The organism is Marivita sp. NO-S04, assembly GCF_059070475.1.
Window position 1 is genome coordinate 1,335,350 of record NZ_CM180980.1, and the last position, 11,577, is coordinate 1,346,926.

Here is an 11,577-nt window from a genome sequence, read left to right on the forward strand (position 1 = left end):
GCTCGAAACGGGTGGCATATTTTGCGCGATGAGGGAGGGCTGACTATGGCGCGGCACCTTCCTGCGCGTTTTGATGTGTCGGTTGTGTCAGACCTTCCGCTTTGTGATGCCGGCCGTCTGGCGCGACAGGTTCGGCAGGATATATGGCGTGCGTTGCAGCGGGTGAGGGGCTTTTCGCCCGTTGTTCGCGTGGAGCGTCTTGAGGATGTGATGCGCGTCACGGCAGGGGGCCGTTTGCCCCGGTCCAGTCAGTCCGTCTGGGTGTCCGAGCGGCTGGACGCGGTGCTGAACGACCCGCGAAAACGGCATCGCTGGCTTTGTTGGGCTGGTGCGTGCAAGCACTCCGTGCATGTGTTCGCAATGATGCTGGCGCTGCCTGTTTTCGCCTCTGAGCCGCTGGATGTGCCTTCGGGCCAACCGGTGACGTTCCACGAAATGCTGTGGGACCGACCGGGAAATGGCCTCGTCTACCGCTTCCGGTTCGTCGCGCCCGAGATCGGGCGAGATGGCCGGGAATACGAGGATGTGGAAATCGACATGCACCATCTGTGCGAAACCTTCGCGATCCCGCGCCTGTCCCCGGATGTCGGCCCGCAGCCAAACCAGATCGTGATTTCCTTTAGCCAGGAAGAAACCGAATTCGGCGTCGCCACTGAAGACGTCACCCAGTTTTTCGAAGCGTATCGCGTCGAAGACGAGACCTGCATCTTGGAGTTTTTCTGATGCTTCCACCATATGTTGCGACACATCGTTCAGGCCGCGTTCGGGTTGAGTCTTTTGCGTCACAGGGCCGCGATGTTGCGGGCTGTGGATATCTTTTGTCCGTGATTTCAGGGTATTCTGAGGCGGACTGCACCCAAGCAGTCATTACCTCGAACCGAGGACAGGCAGGACCAGCAGGTCTTGTTGGGTCCTTTTTTGAACCTGACAGGAGAACTAGATGTCAAAGAGCATCAAGCTTCTTGCCGCGTTCGGTCTTTTTGCAGTCTTGTCCGCGTGCGGACACAAGCAGGCCGAAGAAGAGTTTGTGGTTATCGACCCAGAGCCGATTAGCTACGAGCCCGTGCACACAGGCAAGTACAAGTAAACTTGAAACGGGGCGGGCAGAGGCGTCCGCCCCCTTTTCGCCGATGCTGTGTGGGGGTGTTCCATGCTGAAGCATCGCGGCTTTCCGGGGCGTCTTCCGGGTTCAGATTTCCAATTTGTCATTCGCAGACCGAACCCCAAAGGGGTGACGCCGTTGATCAAGCGCGAGCGCTATCGCGACCGGCGTCCAGCTGACAAACGGGCCGACACAGCCTTTATGGCAGCGTTGTGGGCACATTTCGGAACAGAGCCGTTTGAGCGGGGCAATCTGGATGCCGGACGTCTGAGCTGGCTTTTCGGGCGGGAAGTGCTGCCCTATGGCGATTCGTTCGATCCTGTCAGCTACGAGTCGCTGTTGATCATCAACGAACCCGTGGCGCGGGCCGCGTTCCCAGAAGCGTTCGACGACAATGAGGATTGGGCGTGATGTCGCTTACCCTTGGTCAATTTGCGCGGGAAAAGGCCGATACCATAGGTTGTGCCGCATTTTCCATTGACGCGTTAGGCGGTTGTGGCACTGTGAGGATGTTCCTAGTGACATGGCGTTGGCAGATTGCGCCATTTGTTCACCGTTACCCTTCCCCTGTCGGGCGCCTTGGTCATACCCCATGCCAAGGGCCCGACTTGTTACATTCTAAATCAGTGTGTTACAGTGACGGGCAAGGTTTTGCCCAAAACGCGTCCTGTAACAGGATTGGCTGGAACCAAGACCCGATCCGGGGTGTTACTCCTGCACAGGCAAAGACCTGCAAAGGAGCAGACACATGGACACTCACACAATCAAACCGGCGCCCGCTTTCGCCCTTGTCGCGCTGCTGGGCCTCGCGGCCTGCGGTGACACTCTTGGCGAACAGGCCCTGCTTGGCGGCGCGGCTGGCGGCGGCACAGCTGTTGCGGCGGGGGGCGATCCGCTCACCGGGGCTGCGGTTGGGGCTGCGGCCAACATTGCCTATTGCCAGACCTACCCGGAACGCTGCTGACTCCTCAGCGCGCCCAAACCACTCACGGATTTCGACCGTTCGGACCACACGTCCGGGCGGTCTTTTTTATGCCATCGCTGCGGGATTGCACCCCGGCCAAGAAAAGACTGACGGAAAGGGACAGACATGTTCGACAAGATCCTGATTGCCAACCGGGGCGAGATCGCCTGCCGCGTGATCAAGACCGCCCGCAAGATGGGCATCAAAACGGTGGCCATCTATTCGGACGCCGACAAACACGCGTTGCATGTCGAAATGGCAGACGAGGCGGTGCATATCGGACCGCCGCCCGCGAACCAGTCCTATATCGTCATCGACAAGGTGATGGACGCGATCAAGCAGTCTGGCGCGCAGGCAGTGCATCCGGGCTATGGCTTCTTGTCGGAAAACCCGAAATTCGCGCAGGCCTTGGAAGCGGCAGGCGTCGCGTTCGTTGGTCCGCCGGTGAAAGCCATCGAAGCGATGGGGGACAAGATCACCTCCAAGAAGATCGCGCAGGAGGCCAATGTGTCGACCGTGCCGGGCTATATGGGCCTGATCGAAGATGCGGACGAGGCGGTCAAGATCTCCAACGAGGTTGGTTATCCGGTGATGATCAAGGCCTCTGCCGGGGGTGGTGGCAAAGGTATGCGGATCGCGTGGAACGACGCCGAATGTCGTGAAGGCTTCCAGTCGTCCAAGAACGAGGCGGCCAACAGCTTTGGCGATGACCGGATCTTTATCGAGAAATTCGTCACTCAGCCGCGCCACATCGAGATTCAGGTGCTGTGCGATGCGCATGGCAACGGGATTTACCTGAACGAACGCGAATGTTCGATCCAACGCCGCAACCAGAAGGTTGTCGAAGAAGCGCCCAGCCCGTTCCTGGACGAAGCCACCCGCAAGGCGATGGGCGAACAGTCGGTCGCTTTGTCCAAAGCCGTTGGCTACACCAGCGCAGGCACAGTGGAATTCATCGTCGATGGAGACCGGAATTTCTACTTCCTTGAAATGAACACCCGCCTTCAGGTGGAACACCCTGTGACCGAGCTGATCACCGGCGTCGATCTGGTGGAGCAGATGATCCGCGTGGCCAATGGCGAGCCGCTGACGATCACGCAGGACGATGTGAAGATCAACGGCTGGGCCATTGAAAACCGCCTTTACGCTGAAGACCCGTATCGCGGTTTCCTGCCGTCGATTGGCCGCCTGACCCGCTACCGTCCGCCCGCCGAAGGCCCGCTGGGCGATGGCATCGTGCGCAACGACACGGGCGTGTTCGAGGGTGGCGAGATCAGCATGTATTACGACCCGATGATCGCCAAGCTGTGCACCTGGGCACCGACGCGCGGTGAGGCGATCGAGACGATGCGCAACGCGTTGGACAGCTTTGAGGTCGAAGGCATCGGTCACAACCTGCCGTTTGTCGCGGCTGTGATGGATCATCCGAAATTCATCGCGGGCGAGATGACGACGGCCTTTATCGAAGAGGAATATCCCGAGGGCTTTGAAGGTGTGACGCTGGGCGACGTGGCGCTGCGCAACATCGCGGCGGCGTGTGCGGCGATGAACCGCGTGGCCGAGATCCGGCGCGCGCGCATCTCCGGCACGCTGGACAATCACGAGCGGCGCGTCGGGGAAGAGTGGAACGTTGCGCTGCAAGGTCAGGATTTCGACGTGACCATCGCCGCCGACCATGACGGCTCGACCGTGCGCTTTGGCGATGGCACCGAGATTCGTGTGAGCGGAGACTGGACGCCGGGTGATCAGCTTGCCCGGATGACGGTCAATGGCGATCCGCTGGTGATGAAGGTCGGCAAGGTGTCGGGCGGGTTCCGCATCCGATCACGCGGCGCTGAACTCAAGGTGCATGTCCGCACCCCGCGTCAGGCCGAGCTGGCCCGGATGATGCCTGAAAAGGTGGCCCCCGATACGTCCAAGCTGCTGCTTTGCCCGATGCCGGGTCTGATCGTGAAGATCGACGTGGAAGAGGGCGACGAGGTGCAGGAAGGTCAGGCGCTGTGCACCGTTGAGGCGATGAAGATGGAAAACATCCTGCGCGCCGAACGCAAGGGCACGGTGACCAAGATCAACGCAGCAGCGGGCGACAGCCTTGCTGTGGACGATGTGATCATGGAGTTCGAATAAGCCTGTGACCTGCGCGGCAAGCATAAGCGTCTTTGGTCCGGTGGGGTTTGACCGCACCGGACGTGACGCATGTCACCCGCGCGGCAACCCATCAGTCTGGTCATGGATTTCCTGCTGGCGCGTCGGCATCTTGTCGATTGCGCGGCTGATTTCCCGAACGCTCCACGGCAGGGGCTTGCGCTGTTTGACGCCGCCATCCTTGTCGATGATGGCCAGCATGAAGCCGCGCGGCCTCAGCGCGATGCGCGCGGGGGAGCGTTCTGACGGGTTGGTGTCGGTGATGATCACCACGTCCCGCAGATCAAGCGCGTTCAGATCGCTGGTCAGGTACTGCATTTGTTGCACGTATCGCGGGTCTGCCGGGCTGTCGGCAAACACCACAATCGGACGCTTGATCCAAAGGAATTCGTCAAGCGTCACGTTTTCAGCAGACCGGATCATGTCAATCGACAGATCATCTATTGTCGCGCTGTCATCCTGCGCCTGTCCCGTTACGGGAAAGGCAAACAGAAGTGCGGCCAGCATCGCGGGTAAGACTTTGTTCATGCCTCAAAATATAGGGCGCGCATTGCGCAAAGCGAAGGCACGAAACGGGTTAGCCCGCAAAAAAGTGACCGATGCCATTCTGCGCGCACCCGAACCCATGCTTTTGGTTCCTTGGTTCCACAAGGACACAGGGCCATTGAAGACAAGAGGATCAACAGACCTATGACTGCCAAAAAAGACACATGGCGCGCCTTGGCCGAGAAAGAGCTGCGTGGCAAGCCGCTGGATGCTCTGACGTGGAAGACCCTCGAAGGGATCGAGGTGCAGCCGCTTTATACCGAGGACGACATCAAGGATTTGCCGCATCTGGGCACCATTCCGGGTGAGGCACCGTTCACACGCGGCGTGAAGGCGACGATGTATGCGGGGCGTCCTTGGACGATCCGGCAATATGCGGGCTTTTCCACCGCCGAGGAATCGAACGCCTTTTACCGCAAGAACCTTGCGGCAGGGCAGCAGGGTGTGTCGGTTGCCTTCGATCTGGCGACGCATCGGGGCTATGACAGTGATCACGAGCGTGTCGTGGGCGATGTCGGCAAAGCCGGTGTGGCCATCGACAGCGTTGAGGACATGAAGATCCTTTTTGACGGTATTCCGCTGGATCAGGTGTCGGTGTCGATGACCATGAATGGCGCGGTTATTCCGATCCTTGCATCCTTTATCGTGGCCGGTGAAGAGCAGGGGCACGACAAGGCTGTTCTGTCGGGGACCATTCAGAACGACATCCTCAAGGAATTCATGGTGCGCAACACCTATGTGTATCCGCCCGAGCCGTCGATGCGGATTATTGCGGATATCATCGAATACACCTCGGACAACATGCCGAAATTCAACTCGATCTCGATTTCCGGCTACCACATGCAGGAGGCCGGCGCGAACCTTGTGCAGGAGCTGGCCTATACGCTGGCAGACGGCAAGGAATACGTAAAGACTGCGATGGATCGCGGCATGGATGTGGACAAGTTCGCGGGGCGATTGTCGTTCTTCTTTGCCATCGGCAAGAACTTCTTCATGGAAGCGGCCAAGCTACGGGCGGCGCGTTTGCTGTGGCATCGGATCATGAGCGATGTTGGCGCAAAAGACCCCAAGTCAAAGATGCTGCGCACCCATTGCCAGACCTCGGGTGTGTCGTTGGCCGAGCAAGATCCGTACAACAACGTGATCCGCACCGCCTACGAGGCGATGAGCGCGGTTCTAGGCGGCACCCAGTCGCTGCACACCAACGCGTTGGACGAAGCGATTGCTTTGCCGACCGAATTTTCGGCGCGGATCGCGCGGAACACGCAGTTGATTTTGCAGGAAGAAACCGGCGTGACCAAAGTGGTCGACCCATTGGCAGGGTCTTACTACGTCGAAAAGCTGACCCATGATCTGGCCGAAGCGGCGTGGGCGCTGATCGAAGAGGTCGATGAGATGGGCGGCATGACCAAGGCTGTGGCGTCCGGCATGCCCAAGCTTCGCATCGAGGAAACCGCGGCGATGCGGCAGGCCCAGATCGACCGGGGCACCGATGTGATCGTCGGGGTGAACAAGTACCGGCTCGCCAAGGAAGACGCGCTCGACATTCTGGACGTGGACAACGTCAAGGTGCGTCTGTCCCAGATCGCGCGGCTGGAGAGCATTCGCAGCACGCGGGATCAGGCCGTCTGCGATGCGGCACTGGCCGAGCTTGAGAAACGCGCCGCCGAGGGTGGCAATCTGTTGGAGGCGGCGGTCGAGGCGTCTCGCGCACGTGCCACGGTAGGAGAGATCAGCATGGCAATGGAAAAGGTGTTCGGCCGTCACCGGGCCGAGGTGAAGACATTGGCTGGCGTCTATGGCGCGGCCTATGAGGGCGACGAAGGCTTTGCCGCGATCCAGCGGTCGGTCGAGGCATTCGCCGAGGATGAGGGGCGCCGCCCGCGGATGCTCGTGGTCAAGATGGGGCAGGATGGGCATGACCGGGGCGCGAAAGTGATCGCCACGGCGTTTGCCGATATCGGCTTCGACGTCGATGTGGGACCGCTGTTCCAGACCCCGGCCGAGGCCGCGCAGGATGCGATCGACAACGATGTGCATGTGATCGGGATTTCCTCTCAGGCGGCGGGGCACAAGACTCTGGCGCCGCAACTTGTGCAGGAGCTGAAGGCGCAGGGCGCGGGGGACATTCTGGTGATCTGCGGCGGGGTTATTCCGCAGCAGGATTATCAGTTCCTTTATGATGCTGGTGTGAAGGCGATCTTTGGGCCGGGCACCAACATTCCGGAGGCGGCGCAGGACATCCTGCGGCTGATCCGCGAGGCGCGCGGCTGAGGTCAGGGCAGGCGGACGCGTCGACGCGTCCGCTGTTTTCCGTTGACGGAAAACCCCCCGCATGTGTGAATGTGCGCGTGAAGTTTGAATTGGATCACATCGCGGTTGCGGGCGAAACGCTGGACGAGGCGGTTGCGCACAGTGAAGAGGCCTTGGGCGTGACGCTTGGTGCTGGGGGGCAGCACGCGCATTACGCCACCCACAACCGTTTGTTGGGGCTGGAGCAAGACCTCTATTTTGAAGCCATCGCGCCTGACCCGTCGCAACCCAAGCCGGACTATCCGCGCTGGTTCGGGCTGGACGATTTCGACGGTCCGGCACAGCTCGATAAATGGATTCTGCGCTGTGATGACATCGACGCCGCACAGCGCATGTTCCCCGAAGCAGGCGAGCCGGTGCATCTGAGCCGGGGTGATCTTAGGTGGACGATGCTTGTTCCGCCAGATGGGCGCTTGCCGTTTGGCGGATTGTTCCCCGCCATCATCCAGTGGCACACGGAAACGCCGCCGGGCATGACGCTGCACAGCGCGGGGCTGCGGCTTGAGGCGCTGACGATCTGCGGGCCGGACGTTGCCGCGTTACAAGAGCGTCTGGCTCCGGTTTTGGATGATGATCGTGTGATCTATCGGACCATGGCGGACCGGATGATGCAGGCCGTGTTCCTGACAACAAGCGGGCGGCGTATTCTTACATGATCATACGGCCTGCGCGTGCCGATGATGCCGAGGCGTTGACGGTGATCCTGAACGACGTGATCGAGAACACCACGATCACCTTTACCTCGACCCCGAAAACCGTCGACTTCGTGCGCGATGACATCGCCGCAAGAGGCCCTGCGTTTGTCGTGGCCGAGATGACTGGGCGTGCGGTGGGCTATGCCACTTATTTCCCGTTTCGCAACGGGCCGGGCTATGCGCGGACCAAGGAACATTCCATTGCGCTGGCAGCGCAGGCGCGGGGCACCGGGGCCGGGCGGGCGCTGATGGCGGCGCTTGAAAACGTGGCGCGGGCTGAAGGGGTGCATTCGCTTTGGGCCGGTGTGAGCGCTGAAAACCCCACAGGGCGCGCCTTTCATGCCGCAATCGGGTTTGTGGAGGTCGCCACTCTGCCCGAGGTGGGGTTCAAGTTCGATCGGTGGATCGACCTTGTGCTGATGCAGAAAAAGCTCTGATGCCGCACTGACAAAATTCGCGCTTTCCCGTAAACTGCGCGCATGTCGATCTGGTCGCGCATAGCGGATGCTCTTTCGGCCCTTGCCTCGGGCGAGGGCCTTACAGCTGTGTTCGACAGGCTGCGCTCACCGCCGGAAAAGACCGTGGCCTTCACCATTGCCGTGATTGCGCTTTCGGCCAAGATGGCCAAGGCGGATGGTCTGGTGACCCGCGACGAGGTGATGGCCTTTCGCGAAGTCTTCCACATCCCGCGCGAAGATGAAGAGGGCGCGGCGCGCGTATTCAACCTTGCCCGTCAGGACGTCGCTGGCTTTGAAGAATATGCCAAGCGCATTCGTGCGATGTTCGGTCAGGATCAGGGCACTTTGTGCGATCTGATGGAGGGGCTGTTCCACATCGCTATGGCGGATGGCACTTATCATCCCGGTGAAGATGCGTTTCTGCTGCGCGTGGCCGAGATTTTTGATCTGCCCGACGGATCTTTCCGCCGCCTGAAATCGCGCTTTGTGCCGGATTCGGCACCTGATCCTTATGACGTTCTGGGGGTCGAGCCTGGTATGACACTCAAGGAAATCCGCGCCACTTGGCGGCAGCTTGTCCGCGAGAGCCATCCTGATCGGATGATCGCCCGGGGTGTGCCTGAAGAGGCGGTCAAGCTGTCGGAACGGCGGCTGATCGACATCAACCGCGCGTGGGAAGAGATCGCAGCGCGCGAACATGCCTGATGCCGTACTGATGCGATTTTGATGAGACTTGCCACCTACAACGTCGAATGGTTTGACGCCCTGTTCGATGACACAGGTGCTTTGATCGCAGACGGGTCGTGGTCGGCGCGGCACAATGTGACCAAGGCGATGCAGACCGAAGCCTTGGGTATTGTATTCACTGCGATGGATGCGGATGTGGTTATGGTTATCGAAGCGCCCGACACCAACCGCCAGCGCAACACGGTGCGCGCGCTTGAAACCTTTGCCAAGGCGTTCGATCTGCGCGCGCGCACTGCGGTGCTGGGGTTCAGCAATGACACCCAGCAGGAAATCGCGGTGATGTACGATCCCTATGTGGTGGATATGCGCCACGATCCCAAAGGGCAGGCGCCTGTGCCCGGTGCCCCCCAGATCGCGGGGGCGCCGCGCTTTGACGGGACGTTTCGCATCGACCTCGATATCGACGCGACCGAGGACCGGGTCGTGTTTTCCAAACCGCCGCTTGAGGTCGAAATGACCGTTTTGGCGACCGGACAGGTGATCCGCCTGATCGGGGCACATCTGAAGTCGAAAGCCCCACATGGGGCGCATAACCGCGATGAGGTCATGCGGCTGTCCATTGCCAATCGCCGCAAGCAATTGGCGCAGGCGATCTGGCTGCGGGTGCGGGTGGCGGAACATCTGGAGGCAGGCGATCCATTGATCGTCATGGGCGATCTGAACGACGGTCCCGGTCTGGATGAGTACGAGCATCTTTTCGGGCGCAGTTCGGTCGAGATCATTCTTGGGGATGGGGACGCAGTGCTTTACGATCCGCACGCGTCAAAAGCCTTGTTGCGGCGGATCGGGCCGCAGCCGACCACGGCGCGGTTCTACATCCCGCACGATGATCGTTTTTTGCAGGCACTGTTGGATTACGTGATGGTGTCGCGGGATCTGCGATCCAAGGCCAAGCGGTGGCGTATCTGGCATCCGTTCGATGATCCGACCTGCTGGAAGACGCCGGAGCTGCGAGAGGCGCTGCTCACAGCGTCGGATCATTTCCCGGTGACACTGGATATCGACCTTTAGGTGAAATCCTGGGCGAGATCGCTTATATTGGTCTCATGAAACAGATTTCCGCACTTGCACTGGCCGTGGCGCTGATCCCTCTTGGGGCTGTGGCACAGGACGACGAAGGCACCAGCCTCATGGAAGAGGGCGCAAAGCTTTTCTTTCGCGGGCTGATGAGCGAGATGGAGCCCGCGTTGCGCGAGCTTGAAAACCTAGCTGATGAGATGGAGCCCGCGTTGCGCAGCTTTGCCGAGGAGATGGGCCCCGCGCTGCGCGATCTGATGGATCAGGTGGAAGACTGGTCTGCCTATGAGCCTCCCGTTGTTCTGCCTAACGGGGATATCTTGCTCAAACGCAAACAGGATGCGCCGCCGCTGGAAGGTCTCCCGCCGCCCGAAGGCGACGAGATCGACATTTAAGACTTACTCCGCTGGTTGGGCGTAGGCACTTTGACGTGACGGCTTAAGCGCCGCGTTGGCCAAAAGCGCGCCTGCTGCGATCGACAGGATCGCCAGAAGTGCCGCAATGGACAGCGTCGGCACACCAGCCAGACCCGCGCCCACGGTGCAGCCCCCGGCCAGAACGCCGCCGATGCCCATCAGCACTGCACCGCCTGCATAGCGGCCTGTTTCCGCCGGGGTGTGGAACGACTGCCACTGGAAGCTGCCAAAGACCAACGAGGCCACCAGCGCGCCGATCAAGGTGCCGCCGATCAGACCGACACCGAAATTCGCGGGGATCGATGTGGAGGCCACTGTCCAGAATAGTGTGTCGGCATAGGGCGCGGTGAAGGATAGGCTTTCCAATGCGACCGGGTCGAAGTCGTCATAAAGCACAAACCCAGTGCCGATCCAGCCCGCAGGCACCAGCGTGCCCAGCAGGGCCGCCATGACCAGTGTTGTCACCCGGTTGCCAGAACGAAGCGCCATAGCCAGCGCCGCAAGCGCGATTAGCACTGACCAGACCAGCGCGCCGCCGGGCAGGGTGGCCAAGGACACGGTGTCTCCCAGAGGGACGGTGAACGACCCAAGCGTGGTGCGGACCGGAGCCAGCACGCCTTTCAGTGTGGCATGGGCGGTGATTGCGAAGACCAACAGGACAAACACGCCGCGCAGGTTGCCGCTGGCAGACAAAACAGTGAGGCGGGATACGCAGCCACGTGTCAGCACCATGCCCGCACCGAACATCAGGCCGCCCAGAACGATGGCGAGGATCGGCAGGTCTCCGGCCATGAAGCGGTGATCGTCGAATGTGATCAGGCCCGACAGGACACCGGCTTGCGTGCCCAGAACGGCCACGGCCAAAGCGGTCAGCCAGACCCCCATCGCCTGTTTGCGGTCGTCTCCGACCAGCCCGCGACGGAAGCAGAATTTCGTGCGTTCGGCCAACAGGCCAAAGGCTGCGCCAAGGATCAGTGCAACACCCACCGCGACTTGCGGTGCTGTGTGGTTTTCAAAGCCAAGGGATTCGAACATGGGTCGGTCCTTCCGTCTGTTGATGTGCCAGATGGAGGGAAAGTTTCCTTTGGGCAAGGCGTGCGCGGCCAGTATACGGCGGGTTTTCAGGAAAGGTATCTTGGCGTGGGCGCAGAAACCAGAACAGAATTCTGATTTC

Annotated in this window: 13 protein-coding genes; 11 read left to right on the top strand and 2 right to left on the bottom strand. The window is 60.5% G+C overall.

Annotation, left to right across the window (positions count from 1 at the left end; all coding sequences use genetic code 11):
- Window positions 1-45: 45 nt before the first annotated feature.
- The 5 genes from ACK3EW_RS07090 (at window position 46) to ACK3EW_RS07110 (ending at window position 4,193) form a co-directional block, all read left to right on the top strand.
- On the top strand, window positions 46-723 hold the full coding sequence (locus ACK3EW_RS07090; RefSeq protein ID WP_493809025.1) for a DUF6497 family protein: 678 nt from the start codon (window positions 46-48) through the stop codon (window positions 721-723).
- A 217-nt stretch (window positions 724-940) separates the two neighbouring features.
- A complete protein-coding gene (locus ACK3EW_RS07095) occupies window positions 941-1,087 on the top strand; it encodes a hypothetical protein (protein WP_439121335.1) in 147 nt (48 codons plus the stop codon).
- A gap of 63 nt (window positions 1,088-1,150) precedes the next feature.
- The gene (locus ACK3EW_RS07100) at window positions 1,151-1,513 is read left to right on the top strand and encodes a hypothetical protein (protein WP_439121336.1); all 363 of its coding nucleotides are present in this window, start codon (window positions 1,151-1,153) and stop codon (window positions 1,511-1,513) included.
- Window positions 1,514-1,850: 337 nt separating this feature from the next.
- The gene (locus tag ACK3EW_RS07105) at window positions 1,851-2,066 is read left to right on the top strand and encodes a hypothetical protein (protein ID WP_493809026.1); all 216 of its coding nucleotides are present in this window, start codon (window positions 1,851-1,853) and stop codon (window positions 2,064-2,066) included.
- 126 nt (window positions 2,067-2,192) lie between these two features.
- Window positions 2,193-4,193, top strand: coding sequence for an acetyl-CoA carboxylase biotin carboxylase subunit (locus tag ACK3EW_RS07110; protein ID WP_493809027.1), 2,001 nt, complete (start codon window positions 2,193-2,195; stop codon window positions 4,191-4,193).
- A gap of 72 nt (window positions 4,194-4,265) precedes the next feature.
- On the opposite strand, the gene ACK3EW_RS07115 is transcribed toward ACK3EW_RS07110, so the two are convergent.
- Complete coding sequence (locus tag ACK3EW_RS07115) at window positions 4,266-4,739, bottom strand: DUF4174 domain-containing protein (protein WP_493809028.1); 474 nt, start codon at window positions 4,737-4,739, stop codon at window positions 4,266-4,268.
- A 162-nt stretch (window positions 4,740-4,901) separates the two neighbouring features.
- Here ACK3EW_RS07115 and scpA point away from each other — a divergent pair, with 162 nt between their 5' ends.
- The 6 genes from scpA (at window position 4,902) to ACK3EW_RS07145 (ending at window position 10,382) form a co-directional block, all read left to right on the top strand.
- Window positions 4,902-7,031 carry a methylmalonyl-CoA mutase gene (gene scpA, locus ACK3EW_RS07120; protein ID WP_493809029.1) on the top strand — a complete coding sequence of 710 codons (2,130 nt, stop codon included), beginning with the start codon at window positions 4,902-4,904 and terminating at the stop codon, window positions 7,029-7,031.
- A gap of 77 nt (window positions 7,032-7,108) precedes the next feature.
- A complete protein-coding gene (locus ACK3EW_RS07125; RefSeq protein ID WP_493809030.1) occupies window positions 7,109-7,726 on the top strand; it encodes a VOC family protein in 618 nt (205 codons plus the stop codon).
- On the top strand, window positions 7,723-8,202 hold the full coding sequence (locus ACK3EW_RS07130; RefSeq protein ID WP_493809031.1) for a GNAT family N-acetyltransferase: 480 nt from the start codon (window positions 7,723-7,725) through the stop codon (window positions 8,200-8,202). The genes ACK3EW_RS07125 and ACK3EW_RS07130 overlap by 4 nt, the downstream gene beginning before the upstream one ends.
- Window positions 8,203-8,244: 42 nt before the next feature.
- Entirely contained in the window at window positions 8,245-8,928 is a 684-nt protein-coding gene (locus ACK3EW_RS07135; protein ID WP_493809032.1) for a TerB family tellurite resistance protein, read from the top strand.
- A 21-nt stretch (window positions 8,929-8,949) separates the two neighbouring features.
- A complete protein-coding gene (locus ACK3EW_RS07140; RefSeq protein ID WP_493809033.1) occupies window positions 8,950-9,981 on the top strand; it encodes an endonuclease/exonuclease/phosphatase family protein in 1,032 nt (343 codons plus the stop codon).
- A gap of 35 nt (window positions 9,982-10,016) precedes the next feature.
- Window positions 10,017-10,382, top strand: a complete 366-nt coding sequence (locus ACK3EW_RS07145; protein WP_493809034.1) for a hypothetical protein — start codon at window positions 10,017-10,019, stop codon at window positions 10,380-10,382.
- A gap of 3 nt (window positions 10,383-10,385) precedes the next feature.
- On the opposite strand, the gene ACK3EW_RS07150 is transcribed toward ACK3EW_RS07145, so the two are convergent.
- Window positions 10,386-11,438, bottom strand: a complete 1,053-nt coding sequence (locus tag ACK3EW_RS07150) for a YeeE/YedE family protein (RefSeq protein WP_493809035.1) — start codon at window positions 11,436-11,438, stop codon at window positions 10,386-10,388.
- Window positions 11,439-11,577 lie beyond the last annotated feature (139 nt).

What these genes read in the sequence shown, in the direction of transcription:
- ACK3EW_RS07090 (WP_493809025.1), top strand. Translation starts at nt 46, where the DNA reads ATGGCGCGGCACCTTCCTGCGCGTTTTGATGTGTCGGTTGTGTCAGAC.
- ACK3EW_RS07095 (WP_439121335.1), top strand. Translation starts at nt 941, where the DNA reads ATGTCAAAGAGCATCAAGCTTCTTGCCGCGTTCGGTCTTTTTGCAGTC.
- ACK3EW_RS07130 (WP_493809031.1), top strand. Translation starts at nt 7,723, where the DNA reads ATGATCATACGGCCTGCGCGTGCCGATGATGCCGAGGCGTTGACGGTG.
- ACK3EW_RS07150 (WP_493809035.1), bottom strand. Translation starts at nt 11,438, where the DNA reads ATGTTCGAATCCCTTGGCTTTGAAAACCACACAGCACCGCAAGTCGCG.
- ACK3EW_RS07140 (WP_493809033.1), top strand. Translation starts at nt 8,950, where the DNA reads ATGAGACTTGCCACCTACAACGTCGAATGGTTTGACGCCCTGTTCGAT.
- scpA (WP_493809029.1), top strand. Translation starts at nt 4,902, where the DNA reads ATGACTGCCAAAAAAGACACATGGCGCGCCTTGGCCGAGAAAGAGCTG.
- ACK3EW_RS07100 (WP_439121336.1), top strand. Translation starts at nt 1,151, where the DNA reads ATGCTGAAGCATCGCGGCTTTCCGGGGCGTCTTCCGGGTTCAGATTTC.
- ACK3EW_RS07105 (WP_493809026.1), top strand. Translation starts at nt 1,851, where the DNA reads ATGGACACTCACACAATCAAACCGGCGCCCGCTTTCGCCCTTGTCGCG.
- ACK3EW_RS07135 (WP_493809032.1), top strand. Translation starts at nt 8,245, where the DNA reads ATGTCGATCTGGTCGCGCATAGCGGATGCTCTTTCGGCCCTTGCCTCG.
- ACK3EW_RS07145 (WP_493809034.1), top strand. Translation starts at nt 10,017, where the DNA reads ATGAAACAGATTTCCGCACTTGCACTGGCCGTGGCGCTGATCCCTCTT.
- ACK3EW_RS07110 (WP_493809027.1), top strand. Translation starts at nt 2,193, where the DNA reads ATGTTCGACAAGATCCTGATTGCCAACCGGGGCGAGATCGCCTGCCGC.
- ACK3EW_RS07115 (WP_493809028.1), bottom strand. Translation starts at nt 4,739, where the DNA reads ATGAACAAAGTCTTACCCGCGATGCTGGCCGCACTTCTGTTTGCCTTT.